This is a genomic window from Micrococcus sp. KRD128 (assembly GCF_017168395.1).
GTDB lineage: Bacteria > Actinomycetota > Actinomycetes > Actinomycetales > Micrococcaceae > Micrococcus > Micrococcus luteus.
Genome location: NZ_JABFAX010000019.1, coordinates 60,741 through 78,992 on the forward strand (window position 1 = coordinate 60,741; position 18,252 = coordinate 78,992).

The window sequence follows — 18,252 nt, forward strand, 5'->3', positions numbered from 1 at the left end:
ACGCCCGGGACGGCACCATGACCTGCCGGATCCGGCACGGCCCGCCTCGCACGGCGCGCCCGGCCCGGTTCCACGGGGCGCCGCCCGTCGGCCGCTCCGCGTGCTTGCCTCGCGATCGGCTTCCGCTTGAACCGCGCGCACGGCGGAGCCGGGCCTTCCGCCCGCCGTGACGACGCCCGACCAGGAACGCGAGTCGCCATGACCCAGAACTCCGAGCACACCCCCGCCCCCGCCGACGTCGACCCGACGGTCGCGGAGATCGCGGAGGACATCGTCACCGAGGACGCCGCGCCCGTGGCCCCCGAGCAGACCTTCGCCGACTTCGGGGTGCACCCCAAGATCGTCGAGGCCCTGGAGGCCAAGGGCATCGTCCACCCCTTCCCCATCCAGGCCATGACCCTGCCGGTCGCCCTCGGCGGCCACGACATCATCGGCCAGGCCAAGACCGGAACCGGCAAGACCCTCGGCTTCGGCATCCCCGCGCTGCAGCGCGCCATCGGCCCGGGTGAGCCCGGTTGGGACGCCCTCGAGGCCAAGGGCACCGCGGGCGCCCCGCAGGCCCTGATCGTCGCCCCGACGCGCGAGCTCGCCGTCCAGGTGGCCGGCGACCTCACGGCCGCCGCGGCCCGGCGCCCCCTGCGCATCGCCACCATCTACGGCGGCCGCGCCTACGAGCCGCAGATCGAGGAGCTGCAGCGCGGCGTCGAGATCGTCGTCGGCACCCCCGGCCGCCTCATCGACCTGATGCGCCAGCGCCACCTGCGCCTGGACCTCGTGAACACCGTGGTGCTGGACGAGGCCGACGAGATGCTGGACCTCGGCTTCCTCCCCGACGTCGAGACCCTGCTCGCCGCCGTCCCGGCCGTGCGCCAGACCATGCTGTTCTCGGCCACCATGCCGGGTCCCGTGGTCGCGATGGCGCGCCGCTACATGACGCAGCCCACCCACATCCGCGCGGCGGACCCGGAGGACGAGGGCCTGACGAAGAAGGACATCCGTCAGCTCGTCTACCGCGCCCACCACATGGACAAGGACGAGCTCGTGGCCCGCGCCCTGCAGGCCGAGGGCCGCGGCCGGACCATCATCTTCACGCGCACCAAGCGCACGGCCGCCCGCGTGGCGGACGAGCTGACGGCGCGCGGCTTCGCGGCCGGCGCGCTGCACGGCGACCTCGGCCAAGGCGCCCGCGAGCAGGCGCTGCGCGCGTTCCGCAACGGCAAGGTGGACATCCTCGTGGCCACCGACGTCGCGGCGCGCGGCATCGACGTCGACGACGTCACCCACGTGTTCAACTTCCAGGCGCCGGAGGACGAGAAGACCTACGTGCACCGTGTGGGCCGCACGGGCCGCGCCGGCAACAAGGGCGTGGCGGTGACCCTCGTGGACTGGGAGGACATGCCGCGCTGGTCCCTGATCGACAAGGCGCTCGGCCTCGGCCAGCCCGAGCCGGTGGAGACCTACTCCTCCTCCCCGCACCTGTTCTCCGACCTCGGCATCCCGAAGGGCACGAAGGGCCGCCTGCCCCAGGCCAAGCGCGTGCTCGAGGGCCTCGAGGGCGAGGTGCTCGAGGACCTCGGCGGCCCCGAGGCGAAGCAGCGCGACGGCGGTCGCGGACGGGGTCGCGCGGGCGGCCGGTCCCGCGACGGCGAGCGCGGCGGCCGTGACGGCGGCCGGGGCCGGGGCGGCCGTGAGGGCGGCCGGTCTCGCGACGGCGAGCGCGGCGGCCGGGGCCAGGGCGGCCGCTCCGGCGAGGGCCGTGACGCGGCGCGCGGCGGGGGCCGCGGCGAGCGCTCCGAGCGCTCGGGCCGGGGCCGTGGTGAGGCACCCGCCGAGCAGCGCGCCGAGGGCCGGGGCCGTGGTCGCGGCGAGGGCCGCGAGCGCACCGCCTCGCGCTCCGAGGCCCCCGCGGCCCGCACGCCGGCGCCGGTGGCCGGCGTCGAGCTCACCGAGGCCCGCCGGGCCGAGCGCGCCGAGGCCCGGGCCGAGGCCCGTCGTCGCCGGGGCGGCCGCACCCGCACGCGCCGCCGCAACGGCGAGGTCGTGGACGGCTGACCGTCCCTCCCGGGCCCCGGGAGTCTTCTGCGCGAATGACCCTTCTGACCGCCTGCACGGCGGCCGGAAGGGTCATTCGCGCAACGGATCCTCCGCCGTCGCCCGGGCCGTCCGGGCTCAGCCGCGGATGATCGCCGTGCCGGTGCCCTGCCGCTCGATCTCGGCGAGCACCTCCGCGCCCGTGGTGTGCTCGCCGATCGGATTGGGCTTGCCGGTGCCGTGGTAGTCGGACGAGCCGGTGACGAACAGCCCGTGCCGGTCCGCGAACGCGCGCAGCCAGGTGCGCTCCTCCGCCGGATTGTCCCGGTGCTCGACCTCGACCCCCGCCAGTCCGGCCTCGGCCATCTGCTCGAACACCTCGTCGCCCACCACGCGGCCGCGCATGCGCGCCCGGGGATGCGCGAACACCGGCACCCCGCCGGCGGCCCGGATGAGCGCGACCGCCTCGGCCGGGTCCGGGGCGAAGTGCGGCACGTAGTACTTGGACCGGCCGGCGAGGATCTCCGTGAACGCCGCGGAGCGGTCCGGGACGGCTCCGATCGTCACGAGGGCGTCGGCCAGGTGGGGCCGGCCGATCGTCGCGTTCTCCGCCGCGTGCTCCTGGACCAGCTCCCACGTGATCGGGAAGTCCGCGCCCAGGCGCCGCACCATCTCCTGCGCCCGGATCAGCCGCGCGTCGCGGGCCAGGCCGACCTCCCGCAGCAGGGCGGGGTCCTCGGGGTCGTGCAGGTAGCTGAGCACGTGCACGCTCACGCCGTCGGCGGAGGTGCAGGACATCTCCATGCCGGGCACGAGCGTCAGTCCGGCCTCCCGCGCGGCCTGGGCGGCCTCGGCCCAGCCGGCGGTCGTGTCGTGGTCGGTGAGCGCGAGGCCGTCCAGCCCGGCCCGCGCCGCCGCACGCACCACGTCGGCCGGCGGCTCGGTGCCGTCGGACTCGGTCGAGTGCGTGTGCAGGTCGTAGCGGGCCATGGCGGCCATGGTACCGAGACCCGCGCGCGGCGGCCCCGACCTGCCCGCGCCCACCGGTGCCATGATGGAGGGCATGACCGATGCCGCACAGCACCCCGCCCAGACCACCCCCGACCAGGCCCGCTACGACCTGCACACGCACTCGACCGAGTCCGACGGCACCGGCGCGGTGAACCCCCAGCCGCTGGCCGAGCGCGTCGACAACCGCTCGCAGCGCCCCGCCTCGAACGCCTTCCGCGACTTCATGGCCTCCGACTGGGCGCCGTCGTCGCAGGCCCTGCCCGACCCCGACGCCTCGGCCCCGTACGCCGCCCGGCGGCGGGCCGCCGTCTCCGCGCGCTTCCCGGGCGAGCGGATCGTGGTGCCGGCCGGCCGCCTCAAGGTCCGTTCGAACGACACCGACTACCGCTTCCGCGCGCACTCCGCGTTCGCCCACCTGACGGGCCTCGGCGTGGACCACGAGCCGGACGCCGTGCTCGTGCTCGAGCCCACGGACCCGGGCGCCGGCGACGACGGCACGGACCACACCGCCACCCTGTACTTCCGTCCCCTGGCCGGCCGAGACACCGAGCAGTTCTACGCGGACTCGCGCTCGGGTGAGTTCTGGATCGGCCCCCGTCCGACCCTGGCCGGCCTGGCCGCCCGCACCGGCCTGCGCACGGCGGGGCTCGAGGAGCTCGAGTCCGCCGTCACCAAGAACGTGGCCGCCGACGGCACCACGGTCCGGCTGCTGGCCGAGACCGACCAGGACGTGGACGCCCTGCTGGCCGCCGTCCGGACCGAGGCCGGCGTGGACCTGGCCGCCGCGGCCGAGGCCGACGCCCAGACCGCCGAGTTCCTCTCCGAGCTGCGCCTGGTCAAGGACGCGTGGGAGGTCGAGCGGATGCGCGCCTCGGTGGCCGCCACGATCGCGGGCTTCGAGGACGTCGTGCGGGCCCTGCCGCGCGCCGTGGGCCACGACCGCGGCGAGCGCGTGGTCGAGGGCGCCTTCTTCGCCCGCGCCCGCCTCGAGGGCAACGACCTGGGCTACGACACCATCGCGGCCTCCGGCAACAACGCCACGATCCTGCACTGGATCCGCAACACGGGCGCCGTGCGCCCGGGTGAGCTGCTCCTGCTCGACGCCGGCGTCGAGGACGACTCCCTCTACACCGCGGACATCACCCGCACCCTGCCCGTGTCCGGCACGTTCACGGACGTGCAGCGTCGCATCTACCAGGCGGTCCTCGACGCCGCGGACGCCGCCTTCGCGATCGTGCGCCCCGGCATCCGGTTCCGCGAGCTCCACGCCGAGGCCATGCGGGTGCTCGTCGACCGCCTCGACGGCTGGGGCCTGCTGCCGGTCTCGGCCGAGGTCGCGCTCTCGGACGAGGGCCAGCACCACCGGCGCTGGATGCCCCACGGCACCTCGCACCACCTCGGCCTCGACGTGCACGACTGCGCGCAGGCCAAGCGCGAGCTCTACCTGGACGGCGTGCTCGAGCCGGGCATGGTCTTCACCATCGAGCCGGGTCTGTACTTCAAGGAGGAGGACCTGGCCGTGCCGGAGGAGTACCGCGGCATCGGCGTGCGCCTCGAGGACGACATCCTCGTGACCGAGGACGGGGCCGAGAACCTCTCCGCGGCCCTCCCCCGCACCCCGGACGAGATCGAGGCCTGGATGGCGCGGCTCCAGGCGTGATCCGGCGCGGAGGGCGCTCCTAGGGTTCGGACCATGGGTATCGACCTGACCACCGAGCTCACCGCCCTCCGCGACCGCCTCCTCTCCGCCGAGGCGGAGCACGCCGACCTCATCTCCCGCGTCCGAGACCGCCACCGGGCCTCGGCCCGGAACCTCGTGCACTACGTCGCCCTGCGCGGCACCGATCTGCGGCCCCTGCAGGAGGCGCTGAGCGACGCCGGCCTGTCCTCTCTGGGCCGCATGGAGGCCGGCGTGCTGGGGCACGTGGACGCGGTGCTGGCCGCCGCCCGCGCGCTCGACGGCGACCCCGCCCCCGCGCCCGAGGACGACGCCCTGACCTCCGCCGAGGGCCGCGCCATCCTCGCCCGCAACGCGGCGAGCCTGCTCGGTCCGGCCCGCGGCGACCGGGACGCGCGCATCATGGTGACGATGCCCTCCGAGGCCGCCACGGACCCGGAGCTCGTGGCCCGGATCGCCGAGGCCGGCATGGACCTGGCGCGCGTGAACTGCGCCCACGACGACGAGCAGGCGTGGGCCGCCATGATCGCGGCGGTCCGTCGGTGTGCCGGTGCGGGCCGGCCCGCGCCCCTGGTCGCGATGGACCTGGCCGGGCCGAAGGTGCGCACGGGCCCCATCGAGCCGGGCCCGCGCGTCGTGAAGGTGAAGCCCGCCCGGGACCAATCCGGGACCGTCACCGAGCCCTCCCGTGTGTGGCTCACCGCCGGGCCCCACGACGCCGTGGCCGCGGCGGACGGGCCGGACGGCGCCGTCGTCGTGCCGCTGGCGGCCCCGGAGGGGAAGACCCTGGCGGCCCTGCAGCGCGGCGACGAGATCGAGCTGACCGACGCGCGGGGTGCACACCGCAGGCTGGAGGTCGAGCGGGTGGACGGCGAGGGCGTGCTCGTGCGGGCGGACAAGACGGTCTACTGGGCGACGGGCACGGCACTGACGACGCCGCACGGGCCGCTCGAGGTCGGGCCGCTGCCCCCGCTCGAGCAGTCCATGCGCGTGCACGAGGGCGAGCAGATCGTGCTGACCCGCTCGCTCGAGCCGGTCCCCGCGGTCGACGCACCGCCCTACCGGATCGGCCTCACCCTGGCGCAGGCGTTCGCCGACGCGGAGGTCGGCGACCGGGTCTCCCTCGACGACGGACGGATCGGCGCGCGGATCACGGCGGTGTCCGACGACGAGATCACCCTCGAGGTGACCCAGGCCGGTCCGCGCGGAGCGAAGCTCAAGGCGGAGAAGGGCGTGAACTTCCCGGACACGCACCTGGACATCCCGGCCCTCACGGACGAGGACCTCGCCCACATCCCGTTCGCGGCCCGCCACGCGGACATGGTGAACATGTCCTTCGTCCGCTCGGCCGAGGACGTGGCCCAGCTGATCGACGCGCTCGAGGCCGAGGACGCGCCGGACGTGGACATCACGCTGAAGATCGAGACGGTGGAGGCCTTCCGGCAGCTGCCGAGGATGCTGCTCGAGGCGATGCGCTGGCGGGACGTCGGGGTGATGATCGCCCGTGGCGACCTGGCGGTGGAGGCCGGCTTCGCACGGATGGCCGAGCTGCAGGAGGAGATCCTGTGGCTGTGCGAGGCCGCGCACGTGCCCGCGATCTGGGCCACCCAGGTCCTCGAGTCCCTCGCCAAGACCGGCCTGCCCTCACGGGCGGAGATCACGGACGCCGCGATGGCGCAGCGGGCCGAGGCCGCGATGCTGAACAAGGGCCCGTACATCGACCGCGCCGTCACCGTCCTCGGCGACATCCTGGGCCGGATGCACGGTCATGCGAGCAAGAAGCGCGACATGCTCCGGCGACTCGAGTCCTGGTCCCTGTGACGGGGCTCAGCCGCGCGGCTCGTCCTGGGGCCGGGGCGGGTGGCCGCCGCGCGCCTCGATGAGCTTGGCGACCTCCTCCGGGGGCAGGGTCACGCCGTAGGAGCGGTCCAGGCCGGTGGGCGCGGGGTCCGCCTCCGGGGCGGGCCGGGCCGGCGCCTCGGCTCCGCCGGGGGCGGGCGCCGCGTGGGACCCGCCCGACGACGGCGCGGCGGCCGGGGTGGCCTGCACGGACCCGTCCCCGGCCTCCTCCGCGGCGGGCGCGGGCGCCGGCTGCGGGGCCGCGGGCGGCATCGGGGCCGCGGCACCGCCCAGGCCCAGTTCCTGGCGGGCGCGGGCGGCGTGGTCGAACGCGACCACGAGGTCGAAGGCCGTGGGCACGACGGCCTGCGAGGACGCGAAGCCGTGCTGGCCCCGACGCATCGCGAAGCCGATCACGCCGAAGATCAGCCACACCGCCAGGCCCAGGAGCATGGAGGTGAGGATCTGACCCGGGCCGGCCTCGGGGGCCAGCAGGTAGAGGAACACGCCGATCAGTCCGCCGAAGAACACGCCGCGCACACCCGCGGACAACGCCACCTGGGCGTAGTTCAGCCGGCCGCGCACCCGCTCCACGACCCGCAGGTCCTTGCCCACGATCGACACGGCGCTCACGGGGAAGTCCGTGGCGGCGAGGCGGTCCACCTGCTCGCGCGCCTGCGCGTAGGTGGCGTAGGTGGCCAGGAGTTCGCCGCGGGGCAGGCCCTGCTCGGCGCCGGGCTGAGGGCTGGACATCATGAACGACATGGACCCATTGTGCCCGGCCCGGCGCCCGGGCGGGCGGGGGTCCGCCGTGCGCGGACACGGAGCCGCTCCCCGGTACGCCGTAGGCTGGGTCGGTGAGCTCCCCCAAGATCTTCGTGGCCCGCCTGCTGGGCCTGGACGTCTTCGACCCCCTCGGCGACCGCCTGGGACGCCTGCGCGACGTCGTCGTGCTGGACCGCGGCCCCGCCGCGGCCCCGTTCGCCACCGGCCTCGTGATCGAGGTCCCCGGCAAGAAGCGCGTCTTCGTCCCGATGACGCGGGTGACGTCCATGGACTCGGGCCAGATCATCACGACCGGGCTGATCAACCTGCGCCGGTTCTCCCGCCGTGGCGCCGAGCAGACGGTGGCCGCCGACCTCTTCGACCGGAAGGTGCGCCTCTCCGACGGGTCGGGCGAGGCCTTCCTGGAGGACATCGGGCTGGAGCAGCAGCGCAACGGCGACTGGCTCGTCTCGGACCTGTACGTGCGCCGCATCGTCGGCCGCGGCCCCTTCGGCCGCGCCCAGCGGGGAGAGCACCTCCTGCTGAACTGGGACGAGGCCCGGTGGACGGCGCAGGCCGACCCGCAGGGGGCCACGAGCTTCCTCGCCGCGCACGAGGACCTCAAGCCCGCAGACCTGGCGGACATGCTCCACGACATGTCGGAGAAGCGCCGCGTCGAGGTCGCCCGCGAGCTGCAGGACGAACGCCTCGCGGACGTGCTCCAGGAGCTGCCCGACGACGACCAGGTGCAGATCCTGTCCCAGCTGGACATCGACCGCGCCGCCGACGTCCTGGAGGAGATGGACCCGGACGACGCGGCGGACCTGCTCCACGAGCTGCCCGACTCCCAGCAGGAGCTGCTGCTCGAACGCATGGAGCCGGAGGACGCCGAGGACGTCCGGCGCCTGCTCGAGTACGAGGAGGGCACGGCGGGCTCGCTCATGACCCCCGTGCCCGTCATCCTCCCCCCGGAGGCCACCGTGGCCGAGGCCATGGCGACCATCCGACAGCAGGAGATCTCCCCCGCGTTGGCCTCGCTCGTGATCGTGGCCCGGCCGCCGCTGGAGACGCCGACGGGCCGGTTCCTCGGCGTCGTCCACTTCCAGCGCCTGCTGCGGTACCCGCCGCCGGAGGCGATCGGCAACATCATGGACAAGGATCTCGAGCCCGTCTCGGACCTCGCCCCCATCGCCCATGTGACCCGCGAGCTCGCGACCTACAACCTCACGTGCATCCCCGTGGTGAACGAGCAGGACCGCGTCGTCGGGGCCGTGAGCGTGGACGACCTGCTCGACCACATCCTGCCCGACGACTGGCGGGCCATGGACCTCGACGACGCCGAGACCCGCCCCGCGACCTGACCCCCGCGGCCCGCCGCCGCACGACACCGGAGGTGTGAGCATGACCCAGACCGCGCGAGACCTGCGCCCGGGCCGCGGCACCGGCCTGGACACCCCGCTGAGCGCCAGCGGGCGCCGCGTGCCCCGGCTGGCCCCGAACCCGGACGCCTTCGGCGAGGCCACCGAGGGCATCGCCCGCTTCATGGGCACCCCGCAGTTCCTCGTCTGGATGACGCTGTTCTGCGCCGCCTGGCTGGGCTGGAACACGTTCGGCCCGATGGAGTGGCGGTTCGACTCCGCCGAGCTCGGCTTCACCGCGCTCACGCTCATGCTCTCCCTCCAGGCCTCCTACGCCGCACCCCTGCTCCTGCTCGCGCAGAACCGCCAGGACGACCGGGACAAGGTCGCGCTGCGCGAGGACCGTGACCGCGCCGAGCGCAACCTCGCCGACACCGAGTTCCTCACCCGCGAGATCGCCGGTCTGCGGCTGGCCGTCCAGGAGGTCGCCACGCGCGACTTCGTGCGCGGCGAGCTGCGCGGCGTCCAGGACGACCTCAAGGACGACCTCCGCGAGGCGCTGCGCGCCGAGCTGCGGGAGGAGATCCGGGAGGAGATCCGCGCCGAGCTGCGCGCCGGCCTCCCGGGCGCCGAGGCCCAGCCCCGCAAGAACAAGAAGACCAAGGGCCGGGGCCGGGACGCGCGTCGCGGTGACGCCGGCGCCGAGCCCACGACCACCACGCTCGCCACCCTCGCGGCGCAGGAGGCCCGGGAGGCCCAGGAGGCCCGCGAGGCCCGCGAGGCCGGGGGGTCCGGCCCGGCGGCCGGTCCCGCCGACGGTGCGGGCCCGGTGGACGGGGGCGGCCGATGAGCGCCCTGGGCCTGCCCGTGCCCGAGGTCCGCACCGACCTCGAGCGCCGGGTGCTGGAACGGCTCGCCACGGTCCAGGACCCCGAGATCCGCCGCCCGATCACCGACCTCGGCATGGTGGAGTCGGTCGTGGAGACCACCCCGGGCGTCGTCGAGGTCGCGGTGCTGCTCACGATCGCCGCGTGCCCCCTGCGCGGGACGATCCAGACGGACGTGGCCGCCGCCGTCGCCGACGTGCCCGGCTGCGGGTCCGTGGACGTCCGCGTCGGGGTCATGGAGCCCGAGCGCCGCCTGGCGCTGCAGGACGCCCTGCGCGCGACTCGGCCGACGAACCCGTTCGGGAAGGACACGCTCACGCGCGTCCTCGCGGTGGCCTCGGGCAAGGGCGGCGTGGGCAAGTCCTCGGTCACGGCCAACCTCGCGGTCGCGCTCGCCGCGCGCGGGCTCGCCGTCGGCCTGATCGACGCGGACGTGCACGGCTACTCCATCCCCGGGCTCCTGGGCGTGAGCGCCACCCCGACGAAGCTGGACCGGATGATCCTGCCCCCCGTGGTGCGGGACGTGAAGGTCATCTCGATCGGCATGTTCCTCGACGCGGACCGGCCGGTGGCCTGGCGCGGGCCGATGCTGCATCGCGCGCTCGAACAGTTCGTCACGGACGTGCACTGGGGCGACCTGGACGTCCTGCTCGTGGACCTGCCCCCGGGCACCGGTGACATCGCGATCTCGACGGCGCAGCTGCTGCCCGCCTCGGAGCTGCTCGTGGTGACCACGCCGCAGCACGCCGCCGCGCAGGTGGCCGCGCGCGCCGGTCAGCTGGCGGAGCAGACGGGCCAGACCGTGGCCGGCGTCGTGGAGAACATGGGGCCGATGACCCTGCCGGACGGCACCGTCCTGGATGTGTTCGGGACCGGCGGCGGCGCCGAGGTGGCGGAGCGGCTGTCCGGGGTGCTGGGCACTCAGGTGCCGCTGCTGGGCACCGTCCCCCTGGACCCGGCGCTGCGCGCGGGCGGCGACGCCGGCGAACCCGTGGTGGTGTCCGCGCCGGAGAGCCCCGCGGGCCGGGCGCTGACGCAGATCGCGCAGCGGGTGGCCGTGCGGCCGCGCGGGCTGGCCGGGCGGCCTCTGCCGTTCACCCCTCGCTGACCTCGGGTGCCGGCGCCCCGGCCGGGGCACCGGACGCGCGCGGCGGCGTCAGGTCGCGTCGACGTCGAAGGGGGCGGGCGCCAGCCCGAGCAGCTCGAGCGGGTCCGGTTCGGTCTCGACGGCGGCAGGACGCTCCTCGACGAGGGCATCGGCCCGGCCGGAGGCCATCAGGGCTGCGGCGGCGCCGCCCACGGCGGCCGCCCCCGCGCCGGGCGTGGTCGACCGGGTCTGTGCGGCGGCGGTGCCGGACTCCGCGGAGGCGGTGCTGCCGGCCCCGGCGGGGCGGCGGAAGAGCGTGCGCGGATCCATGTCCGCCAGGTCCTGGCGGGTGAGGCCGCCGTGCACGTCCTCGGCGCTGATGCCCGTCGCCTGCGCCGCCCGGGACGCGGGCGTGGACGAGCCGCCGGCGGGCTCGCGGAGCGCGTCGCGGATGATGCGACGCGGGTCGTACTGGCGGGGGTCGTACTTGCGCCAGTCCACCTCGTCGAAGTCCGTGCCGGTCTCCTCCTTGAACTGCGCCTTGGCACCCTCGGCCTTGTCGCGCATGACGCGCAGCCAGTCGGTGAAGGCGCGCGTGTACTCGGGGAGCTTCTCCGGCCCGAGGATGACGATCGCGAGCACCGCCAAGATGATGAACTCGCTGCCGTTGATACCAAACACCCTCCGAACTCTACTAGAGGGGCACCGCCGCCCAGCCCGGAGCCGCGGGGGCGGGGCGGCTCAGCCGCGGAGGCGCGGCACGGCGTCCGCTATGCGTTCGAGGCCTCGCTCCAGGCGCTCCTCGACGGCGTCTCCGCCGCCCAGCTCGAGCACGCGTGCCCGCTCGGAGACCAGCAGGTGGGTGAGGACCGCGTCGGCGCGTTCGTCCGGCAGGGTGGCCTCCACGCGGTAGGCGGCCTGCGGCGTGGTCAGCTCGGCCGTCCAGCCGTCCTGCTCCCCCGCCGGGACGATCCGGTAGACGCCGCCGCCGGCCAGCCGACGCTCCTGCGCTCCCGTGCTCAGTGGCGCGGTCGAGGCACAGCCCTCCGGGGCGGCTCCCACGATCCGGGGTCGGCACTCGCGGACGGTCACGGTCGGCTCGTCCCGACCCCAGCCGACGACGACCTCCACGTCCTCGGCCGTCTGGGCGGTGTCCACGGTGAGCGGCTCCAGGCCGGCCCCCACGAGGGAGGGCACCGTCCAGCCCTGACCCCGCAGCTCCGCGACGGTTCCGCGCCGGTCCGTCGACGCGGTCCCGGCGGCCGGCAGGGCGACGGCGTCCGTCGGGGTCGGGGTCGTGCGCACGGCCGTGGTGCGGGGCGCGCCGGCCACCCAGACCGCGGTGAACAGCCCGCCGAGCAGGACGGCGAAGGTGAGCAGTCCCACCACGAGGCGGCCGGAGACGCCGCGGGCGCGCAGCACCGGGGCGACGACGGCGCCGGCCGGACGCTGGTGCACCGTGCGGGCGGCGTCGAGCACGCGGGCCCGGGCCTGAACCGTGGCGCTGCACTCGGGGCAACGGTCCAGATGGCGGGCGATGCGCGCCCGGGACGCGGCGGGGAGGGCGCCCTCGAGGTAGGCGTCCATGTGGCGCTGGGTGTGTCGACGTCCCATGCGGCCACCTCCTCGGTCCTCGCGTCCTCGGCCCGGCGAACGGCCTCCCGCACGGCGGGAGCCGGTTCGTGCCAGCTCCCATCATCGGCCCGCCTCCTGGGAGAACTCTGGGTCGCGGTCGCGTGCCGGCCCGTACACTGGCCCGCGTCGCCCGTGCCGCGGGCGAGGTCCCGCCGTCGTCGTCCCGGAGTCAGCCATGAGCGCCCTGCAGCCCCAGCCCACCGACAAGCACGCGTCCTGGGCCTGGTCGGAGAGCCGAGCCACCGAGGACGACGTCGTCCTGCGCGCCCGCGAGCGCGCCGCCGAGCTGGACGTGCCGCCGGTGAGCGAGGGGACGGCGGCCCTGTTGACGGTGCTGGCGGCCACGCGTGCCCCCGCGGCGGTCGTGGAGGTGGGCACGGGCGCCGGCGTCTCGGGTCTCGCCCTGATGCGCGGTCTGCCCGAGCGCACGGTCCTCACCACCGTCGACCCGGACGCGGAGGCACAGCGTGCGGCCCGCGAGGCGTTCTCGGAGGCCCGCCTGCCCACGAGCCGCACCCGCATGATCACGGGGCGCTCCCGGCTCGTCCTGCCCCGGCTCACGAGCGGCGCCTATGAGATGGTCCTGGTGGACGGGGACCCGGCCGCGCGTCAGTTCGACGTCGAGCAGGCCGCGCGCATGCTCGCCCCCGGCGGCGTGCTCGTCGTGGTGGACGCCCTCGACGGCGACCGCGTTCCCCGGCCCGCTGTGCGCGACGAGTCCACCGTGTCCGCCCGGGCGGTGGACCGCCTCATCCGGGAGGACGAGCACTGGCTGTCCGCCGTCGTCCCCTCCGGCACGGGCGTGCTGATCGCGGTGCGCCGCTGATCCGCGGCGTCGCCGGGGACGCGGACGCCCCGCGCACCGTGACGGTGCGCGGGGCGTCCGCGTCGAAGGGGTCCGGCCTCAGGCCTGGATGACGCCCTCGAGGCACTCCTTGAGCTCGCGGGCCTCGTCCGCGTTGATCTCCAGCACGAGACGGCCGCCGCCGTCGATCGGCACGCGCATGATCAGGCTGCGCCCCTCCTTGGTCACTTCCATGGGACCGTCCCCGGTGCGGGGCTTCATGGCGGCCATTGCGACTTCCCTTCTGGATGATGTTCCCGTCACGGCGTCGGGTGACCGCGGGAGCGGGCACTGTCCGGACGCCTCCGGCGCCCCCACACGCGAGCGTGCGCGAGGCCGGTCACATCACCATTATCGCGGATTCCGCGTGTTCGCGCCAAACGATGGCCTGCACCGAGCCCGGCCCGCGGCTCAGGCACGCCCCGCCGGATCGCTCCGGGAGGGGTCGGCGGCCTCGAGCTCGGCCACCCGTGTCCGCAGTGCGGTCACCTCGTCCTCGCGCTGCGCCAGGGCGTCCCGCAGCCGCAGCAGGACGGCGTCCACCTGGTCCCGCTGGTAGCCGGGCACCGCGACGGCCAACCGCAGCAGGTCGACATCCGCCGCGCGCGGCCGCTCCGGCAGCAGCACGGGGTGTCCCGGCGTCCGCCCGGCCGGGTCGTCGGCCCGGAGCGTGAGCCGGCCCGCGAGGGCGGCGGCCAGGGCCGCCAGCACGACGACGAGCACGGCCACCAGGACGATCCACTGCGGCCCGCTCACGCGTCGGCCCTCCCCGCCGAGCGGAGCACGCACGCGACGGCCTCCTCGGCCGTGTCCACGAGGTGGAACAGGTCCGGGTCCTCGGGCGACATCATGCCGCGTTCCACGAGCGTGCCGCGGATCCAGTCCACGAGCGGGCTCCAGAAGCCGCGGTCCACGAGGACCACGGGGAAGCGGGTGACGGTGCCGGTCTGCACGAGGGTGAGGGCCTCGAAGAGCTCGTCCAGGGTGCCGAGGCCGCCGGGCAGCACGATGAACCCCTGCGCGTACTTGAGGAACATGACCTTGCGGACGAAGAAGTAGCGGAAGTCCACGCCCACGTGCACCCAGGGGTTCAGGCCGGTCTCGAACGGCAGCTCGATGCCCAGGCCCACGGACTCTCCACCGGCCTCGTGGGCGCCCCGGTTGGCGGCCGCCATGGTGCCGGGCCCCCCGCCGGTGATGACCGTGTACCCGGCCTGGGCCAAGCGGCTGCCGACCTCGTGGGCCAGGGCGTACTCGGCGCTGCCCTCGGGCGTGCGCGCCGAGCCGAACACGGAGACCGCGGGACCCAGCCCCGCGAGGGTGCCGAAGCCCTCGACGAACTCCGCCTGGATGCGCAGGACACGCCAGGCCTCGGACGTCGTCGAGGTGACGTCGACGGCGGGGCGTGCGGCGTCGCCGGGCCGCCTGCCGTCGAGGAGGAGCTGGTCGAACGTGGGGGTGTGCGCCGCCTCCCCGCGCAGGATCTGCCCGCCGCGGCGGACGCGCGGGGGCGCGGCGGCGACGTCGCCGCCCGAGGGGTGCTCATGTGAGGCCATGGCGCCAGCCTAACGAGCCGGCGGGCCGCAAGGGCCGGCGTCGCACGGCGCACCGCGCCGGGTGTGGCGTGCGCTATATTCCACTGGCATGACGCAGATCACGCCTGAGCAGTCCCACGGCGCCCACCTCCCCGACGAGGCCGGCACGCGGCGCCGTCGCGGTGCCGCGGGCGATGACCTGATCGTCCTCGAGGGCGTCAACAAGCACTTCGGCGACTTCCACGCCCTCCGCCAGATCGACCTGCGGATCCCGCGCGGCCAGGTGGCGATCGTCCTCGGCCCGTCCGGCTCCGGCAAGTCGACGCTGTGCCGCACGATCAACCGGCTCGAGACCATCGACGACGACGGCGGCCGCATCCTGATCGACGGGCGGCCGCTGCCCACCGAGGGCAGGCAGCTCGCCCAGCTGCGCGCGGAGATCGGCATGGTCTTCCAGTCGTTCAACCTCTTCGCGCACAAGTCGATCCTGGAGAACGTGACCCTCGGGCCCATCAAGGTGAAGGGCAAGCGCCGGGCGGACGCCGAGCGGCACGCCATGGAGCTGCTCGAGCGCGTGGGCGTGGCCCAGCAGGCCAAGAAGATGCCGGCCCAGCTCTCCGGCGGGCAGCAGCAGCGCGTGGCCATCGCCCGCGCCCTGGCGATGGAGCCGAAGGCCCTGCTCTTCGACGAGCCGACCTCCGCCCTCGATCCCGAGATGGTGCAGGAGGTCCTCGACGTCATGGTCCAGCTCGCCGAGGGCGGCATGACCATGGTCGTGGTCACCCACGAGATGGGCTTCGCCCGCAAGGCCGGGGACCGCGTGGTCTTCATGGCCGACGGCGCCATCCTCGAGGACACCGACCCCGACACCTTCTTCACGAACCCCCGACACGAGCGCGCCCAGGACTTCCTGGGCAAGATCCTCGCGCACTGACCCCGTCCCCCGTCGTACCCCACCGCACCGAACCAGAGGAGAGCACCATGCTCCGCACGAAGCTCCTGACCCTGTCCGCCGTCACCGCCGCGGCCGCCCTGTCCCTCACCGCCTGCGCCCCCTCCTCGTCGCAGGGCGGTGGTGGCGACGCCGCCGGCTCGTCCTCGGCCGGCGAGGCGACGTCGTCCGGCTCCGGCGAGAGCCTGCGCATCGGCATCAAGTTCGACCAGCCGGGCCTGGGCTACCGCGAGGGCTCGGCCCAGCCCACCGGCTTCGACACGGACGTGGCCCGCTACGTGGCGGACAAGCTCGGCGTGGCCGAGAAGGACATCGAGTGGGTCCAGACCCCGTCCGCGAACCGGGAGAACGCCCTGGAGAACGGCGAGGTCGACATGATCTTCGCGACGTACTCCATCACGGACGCCCGCAAGGAGCGCGTCGACTTCGCGGGCCCGTACTTCGTGGCCGGCCAGGACCTGCTGGTCCGCGCGGACGACACCGCGATCACCGGCCCCGAGTCCCTCGACGGGAAGAACCTCTGCTCCGTCACCGGCTCCACCTCGGCCCAGAAGATCAAGGACCAGTTCGCCTCCGGCGTGAACCTGGTGGAGCAGGGCGGCTACGCCGAATGCGTGACCTACCTCGAGTCCGGCCAGGTGGACGCCGTGACCACGGACGACATCATCCTCGCGGGCCTGGCCGCCGCCGACGCCAACAAGGGCAAGTTCAAGGTCGTCGGCAACACCTTCACCACGGAGCGCTACGGCGTCGGCCTGCCGAAGGACTCGGAGCGCTGCGAGGACATCAACGAGGCCATCAAGGAGATGAAGGACTCCGGCGAGTGGAAGAAGGCCCTCGAGTCCAACACCGAGGGCACGGGCTACACCTACGACGAGACGCTGAACTCCGGCGAGGACGCCGAGTTCGAGCCCTGCGCCTGACGACCTGCGCCGCCGGGCGGGCCGAGGACGTGACCTGAACAGTCACCCTCGGCCCGTCCGGCGGCTCCCCTGCCCGTCAGCCCCGTCCCGACCCTCGGAGAAGACATGGAATCGATCTCCTCGCTCCTCGCGGACTACGGCGCGGACATCCCGCTCGCGTTCTGGACGAACATCAGGCTCGCGTTCCTCGCGACCCTCGGCTCGTTCGTCCTCGGCGTGGTGCTCGCCCTGTTCCGCATCTCGCCCGTCCCCTCGCTGCGCGCCCTCGGCACCGGCTACGTCAACGTGGTCCGCAACACCCCGCTGACGATCATCATGCTGCTCGGCGTGCTCGCCGTCTGGGGGCAGCTGAAGATCAGCTTCTCGTCCGACTTCACGCTGAACTTCTTCATCTACGCCGTGATCGCGCTCTCGCTCTACCACGCGGCGTTCATGTGCGAGGCGATCCGCTCCGGCGTCAACACCGTCCCGCTCGGGCAGGCCGAGGCCGCCCGCTCCATCGGCCTGGGCTTCCTGCCCGCGGCCCGCCACGTGATCCTGCCCCAGGCGCTGCGCGGGGCCATCACCCCGCTGGGCAACACCGTGATCGCGCTGACCAAGAACACCACCGTCGCCGCCGCGGCGTCGGTGGCGGAGGCCTCGGGCCTGATGAAGCGCATGATCGAGTTCAGCCCGGACGTGATGGTGGCGATCTTCCTGACCTTCGCGATCGGCTTCTGCCTGATCGTCATCCCCATCGGCCTGCTGACCACGTGGGCCTCGGAGAAATGGGCGGTGGCCCGATGAGCGCCCAGGCCTCCGTCCTCTTCGACGCCCCGGGTCCGATCGCCCGCCGCCGGATCCTCCTCGCCAACCTGGTCGCCCTCGCCGCGGCGCTGGCCGTGGCGGTCATCGTCCTGATCCAGATGAACGACACCGGTCAGCTCTCCGGCCGCCGTTGGCTGGCCGCCGTCGACGGCGACGCGTGGCGGAACTACTACCTGCCGGGCCTGCAGTTCACCCTGCAGTCCGCCGGCATCGCCGTGGTCTCCTCCGTGGTGTTCGGCCTGGTGTTCGGCTTCCTGCGGCTCGCCCCGTTCGGCCCGGTGCGCTGGCTGGCCGCCGTCGTCGTGGAGTTCTTCCGGGCCGTGCCGGTGCTCGTGATGATGGTGTTCTTCTACCAGCTGTTCGCGCAGGTCGCGCGCACCGGGGCGATCCAGCCCCAGGACGGCCCGTACTACGCGGTGATCGCGGCGCTGACCCTGTACAACGGGTCCGTGATCGCGGAGCTGGTGCGCTCCGGGGTGCGCTCGCTGCCGCGCGGCCAGCGCGAGGCGGCCGCGGCGGTGGGCATGACGAGCACCCAGTCCCTGCGGCTCGTGGAGGTGCCCCAGGCCCTCATCGCCATGCTGCCCTCGCTGCTGAGCCAGTTCGTGGTGATCCTCAAGGACTCGGCACTGGGCTACCTCATCGGCTTCTTCGAACTCCTGCAGTACGCCCGCCAGCTCGGCTCCGGCAACGGCAACATCCTGCAGTCCCTCGTGGTGGCCGCGGTGATCTTCATCGTGATCAACTTCCTCCTCGCCTGGGCGGCCACCCGGCTCTCGAGGCGGCTGTCGTCGCGGACGGCCGGCGACGCCAGCGCCCCCGCGACCCCGCTCGTCGGGGCGCCCACGGACAAGGCGGCCTGACCGGGCGGCGGCCGACGGGGTCGGCCGACGTCGTGGG

The 18,252-nt window shown here is 74.4% G+C and carries 18 protein-coding genes; 11 read left to right on the top strand and 7 right to left on the bottom strand.

Annotation, left to right across the window (positions count from 1 at the left end; all coding sequences use genetic code 11):
• Positions 1 to 198 precede the first annotated feature (198 nt).
• Positions 199 to 2,052 carry a DEAD/DEAH box helicase gene (locus J1M44_RS09875; protein WP_206480916.1) on the top strand — a complete coding sequence of 618 codons (1,854 nt, stop codon included), beginning with the start codon at positions 199 to 201 and terminating at the stop codon, positions 2,050 to 2,052.
• Between the two features lie 117 nt (positions 2,053 to 2,169).
• On the opposite strand, the gene J1M44_RS09880 is transcribed toward J1M44_RS09875, so the two are convergent.
• Positions 2,170 to 3,030, bottom strand: coding sequence for a PHP domain-containing protein (locus J1M44_RS09880; RefSeq protein ID WP_060775294.1), 861 nt, complete (start codon positions 3,028 to 3,030; stop codon positions 2,170 to 2,172).
• A gap of 64 nt (positions 3,031 to 3,094) precedes the next feature.
• Here J1M44_RS09880 and J1M44_RS09885 point away from each other — a divergent pair, with 64 nt between their 5' ends.
• Complete coding sequence (locus J1M44_RS09885) at positions 3,095 to 4,702, top strand: aminopeptidase P family protein (RefSeq protein WP_206480917.1); 1,608 nt, start codon at positions 3,095 to 3,097, stop codon at positions 4,700 to 4,702.
• Positions 4,703 to 4,735: 33 nt separating this feature from the next.
• A complete protein-coding gene (locus J1M44_RS09890) occupies positions 4,736 to 6,541 on the top strand; it encodes a pyruvate kinase (RefSeq protein ID WP_060775292.1) in 1,806 nt (601 codons plus the stop codon).
• 6 nt (positions 6,542 to 6,547) lie between these two features.
• On the opposite strand, the gene J1M44_RS09895 is transcribed toward J1M44_RS09890, so the two are convergent.
• Positions 6,548 to 7,324 (bottom strand): general stress protein, encoded by a 777-nt coding sequence (locus J1M44_RS09895; RefSeq protein WP_060775291.1) that lies wholly within the window; start codon positions 7,322 to 7,324, stop codon positions 6,548 to 6,550.
• A 92-nt stretch (positions 7,325 to 7,416) separates the two neighbouring features.
• Here J1M44_RS09895 and J1M44_RS09900 point away from each other — a divergent pair, with 92 nt between their 5' ends.
• The 3 genes from J1M44_RS09900 to J1M44_RS09910 are packed head-to-tail and all read left to right on the top strand — an operon-like array spanning position 7,417 to position 10,677.
• Positions 7,417 to 8,685: a magnesium transporter MgtE N-terminal domain-containing protein gene (locus J1M44_RS09900; RefSeq protein ID WP_002854731.1), complete on the top strand. Its 1,269-nt coding sequence runs from the start codon at positions 7,417 to 7,419 to the stop codon at positions 8,683 to 8,685.
• 40 nt (positions 8,686 to 8,725) lie between these two features.
• Positions 8,726 to 9,532: a DUF1003 domain-containing protein gene (locus J1M44_RS09905; protein ID WP_002854733.1), complete on the top strand. Its 807-nt coding sequence runs from the start codon at positions 8,726 to 8,728 to the stop codon at positions 9,530 to 9,532.
• Positions 9,529 to 10,677 carry an Mrp/NBP35 family ATP-binding protein gene (locus tag J1M44_RS09910; protein WP_144824833.1) on the top strand — a complete coding sequence of 383 codons (1,149 nt, stop codon included), beginning with the start codon at positions 9,529 to 9,531 and terminating at the stop codon, positions 10,675 to 10,677. The genes J1M44_RS09905 and J1M44_RS09910 overlap by 4 nt, the downstream gene beginning before the upstream one ends.
• Before the next feature lie 48 nt (positions 10,678 to 10,725).
• On the opposite strand, the gene J1M44_RS09915 is transcribed toward J1M44_RS09910, so the two are convergent.
• The gene (locus J1M44_RS09915) at positions 10,726 to 11,337 is read right to left on the bottom strand and encodes a protein translocase TatA (RefSeq protein WP_041103371.1); all 612 of its coding nucleotides are present in this window, start codon (positions 11,335 to 11,337) and stop codon (positions 10,726 to 10,728) included.
• A 60-nt stretch (positions 11,338 to 11,397) separates the two neighbouring features.
• The gene (locus J1M44_RS09920) at positions 11,398 to 12,270 is read right to left on the bottom strand and encodes an anti-sigma factor family protein (protein WP_002854737.1); all 873 of its coding nucleotides are present in this window, start codon (positions 12,268 to 12,270) and stop codon (positions 11,398 to 11,400) included.
• A gap of 196 nt (positions 12,271 to 12,466) precedes the next feature.
• On the opposite strand from J1M44_RS09920, the gene J1M44_RS09925 reads away from it, so the two are divergent.
• Positions 12,467 to 13,117, top strand: a complete 651-nt coding sequence (locus tag J1M44_RS09925; RefSeq protein ID WP_036316483.1) for an O-methyltransferase — start codon at positions 12,467 to 12,469, stop codon at positions 13,115 to 13,117.
• Between the two features lie 78 nt (positions 13,118 to 13,195).
• Here the strand turns inward: J1M44_RS09925 and J1M44_RS09930 are convergent, their stop codons facing one another.
• The 3 genes from J1M44_RS09930 to J1M44_RS09940 form a co-directional block, all read right to left on the bottom strand.
• On the bottom strand, positions 13,196 to 13,366 hold the full coding sequence (locus tag J1M44_RS09930; protein ID WP_002855133.1) for a DUF3117 domain-containing protein: 171 nt from the start codon (positions 13,364 to 13,366) through the stop codon (positions 13,196 to 13,198).
• A gap of 180 nt (positions 13,367 to 13,546) precedes the next feature.
• Positions 13,547 to 13,891: a hypothetical protein gene (locus J1M44_RS09935; RefSeq protein ID WP_002855139.1), complete on the bottom strand. Its 345-nt coding sequence runs from the start codon at positions 13,889 to 13,891 to the stop codon at positions 13,547 to 13,549.
• Positions 13,888 to 14,691, bottom strand: coding sequence for an LOG family protein (locus J1M44_RS09940; RefSeq protein ID WP_060775287.1), 804 nt, complete (start codon positions 14,689 to 14,691; stop codon positions 13,888 to 13,890). Before J1M44_RS09940 ends, J1M44_RS09935 begins: the two co-directional genes overlap by 4 nt.
• 178 nt (positions 14,692 to 14,869) lie before the next feature.
• Between J1M44_RS09940 and J1M44_RS09945 the strand changes: the two genes are divergently transcribed.
• The 4 genes from J1M44_RS09945 to J1M44_RS09960 all read left to right on the top strand — a co-directional run bounded on the left by J1M44_RS09945 (position 14,870) and on the right by J1M44_RS09960 (position 18,215).
• Positions 14,870 to 15,604, top strand: a complete 735-nt coding sequence (locus tag J1M44_RS09945; protein WP_098471790.1) for an amino acid ABC transporter ATP-binding protein — start codon at positions 14,870 to 14,872, stop codon at positions 15,602 to 15,604.
• A 47-nt stretch (positions 15,605 to 15,651) separates the two neighbouring features.
• Positions 15,652 to 16,545 carry a glutamate ABC transporter substrate-binding protein gene (locus J1M44_RS09950; protein ID WP_049158831.1) on the top strand — a complete coding sequence of 298 codons (894 nt, stop codon included), beginning with the start codon at positions 15,652 to 15,654 and terminating at the stop codon, positions 16,543 to 16,545.
• 105 nt (positions 16,546 to 16,650) lie between these two features.
• Positions 16,651 to 17,331: an amino acid ABC transporter permease gene (locus J1M44_RS09955; RefSeq protein ID WP_049158833.1), complete on the top strand. Its 681-nt coding sequence runs from the start codon at positions 16,651 to 16,653 to the stop codon at positions 17,329 to 17,331.
• Positions 17,328 to 18,215: an amino acid ABC transporter permease gene (locus J1M44_RS09960; RefSeq protein WP_144824832.1), complete on the top strand. Its 888-nt coding sequence runs from the start codon at positions 17,328 to 17,330 to the stop codon at positions 18,213 to 18,215. Before J1M44_RS09955 ends, J1M44_RS09960 begins: the two co-directional genes overlap by 4 nt.
• Positions 18,216 to 18,252 lie beyond the last annotated feature (37 nt).

What these genes read in the sequence shown, in the direction of transcription:
- J1M44_RS09895 (WP_060775291.1), bottom strand. Translation starts at nt 7,324, where the DNA reads ATGTCGTTCATGATGTCCAGCCCTCAGCCCGGCGCCGAGCAGGGCCTG.
- J1M44_RS09950 (WP_049158831.1), top strand. Translation starts at nt 15,652, where the DNA reads ATGCTCCGCACGAAGCTCCTGACCCTGTCCGCCGTCACCGCCGCGGCC.
- J1M44_RS09875 (WP_206480916.1), top strand. Translation starts at nt 199, where the DNA reads ATGACCCAGAACTCCGAGCACACCCCCGCCCCCGCCGACGTCGACCCG.
- J1M44_RS09910 (WP_144824833.1), top strand. Translation starts at nt 9,529, where the DNA reads ATGAGCGCCCTGGGCCTGCCCGTGCCCGAGGTCCGCACCGACCTCGAG.
- J1M44_RS09885 (WP_206480917.1), top strand. Translation starts at nt 3,095, where the DNA reads ATGACCGATGCCGCACAGCACCCCGCCCAGACCACCCCCGACCAGGCC.
- J1M44_RS09940 (WP_060775287.1), bottom strand. Translation starts at nt 14,691, where the DNA reads ATGGCCTCACATGAGCACCCCTCGGGCGGCGACGTCGCCGCCGCGCCC.
- J1M44_RS09880 (WP_060775294.1), bottom strand. Translation starts at nt 3,030, where the DNA reads ATGGCCGCCATGGCCCGCTACGACCTGCACACGCACTCGACCGAGTCC.
- J1M44_RS09930 (WP_002855133.1), bottom strand. Translation starts at nt 13,366, where the DNA reads ATGGCCGCCATGAAGCCCCGCACCGGGGACGGTCCCATGGAAGTGACC.
- J1M44_RS09955 (WP_049158833.1), top strand. Translation starts at nt 16,651, where the DNA reads ATGGAATCGATCTCCTCGCTCCTCGCGGACTACGGCGCGGACATCCCG.
- J1M44_RS09960 (WP_144824832.1), top strand. Translation starts at nt 17,328, where the DNA reads ATGAGCGCCCAGGCCTCCGTCCTCTTCGACGCCCCGGGTCCGATCGCC.
- J1M44_RS09920 (WP_002854737.1), bottom strand. Translation starts at nt 12,270, where the DNA reads ATGGGACGTCGACACACCCAGCGCCACATGGACGCCTACCTCGAGGGC.
- J1M44_RS09890 (WP_060775292.1), top strand. Translation starts at nt 4,736, where the DNA reads ATGGGTATCGACCTGACCACCGAGCTCACCGCCCTCCGCGACCGCCTC.
- J1M44_RS09925 (WP_036316483.1), top strand. Translation starts at nt 12,467, where the DNA reads ATGAGCGCCCTGCAGCCCCAGCCCACCGACAAGCACGCGTCCTGGGCC.
- J1M44_RS09905 (WP_002854733.1), top strand. Translation starts at nt 8,726, where the DNA reads ATGACCCAGACCGCGCGAGACCTGCGCCCGGGCCGCGGCACCGGCCTG.